Genomic DNA, 269 nt, shown 5'->3' with positions numbered 1-269 from the left:
CCACAAGAGAGTGCGTCATCGCTGTGCCCACTGTTGACCTGTTAGAAAAGGTTGTGGACATAGGAAACTGTTCTGGGAAAGACGTGGACAAATTCGCACGCTTTGGACTTACGCCCCTGCCGGCCAAAGACGTCCAGGCTGACGCCAATGATGTACCTGACGTAAGGGTCTCGGATCCAGAGGAAGGGGTTAATCTGGAAAAGAGCGAAATAAATGCGATTGTTTCCGCTTTTGCCCGTGGGGCAAATGGGAGGAGGAATAAATAATGG

At 50.9% G+C, this 269-nt stretch carries 1 protein-coding gene; it reads left to right on the top strand.

Features of this window, described 5'->3' with window-relative positions:
- The coding region (locus EZM41_RS09150; protein WP_198470801.1) for a hypothetical protein at positions 1–266 on the top strand (266 nt) is incomplete at its 5' end.
- Between the last annotated feature and the right edge of the window lie 3 nt (positions 267–269).

This window comes from Acetomicrobium sp. S15 = DSM 107314 (assembly GCF_016125955.1).
Lineage (GTDB): Bacteria > Synergistota > Synergistia > Synergistales > Thermosynergistaceae > Thermosynergistes > Thermosynergistes pyruvativorans.
Note: the sequence above shows the minus strand (reverse complement) of the source record. Positions and strands in the feature narration are given on the sequence as shown.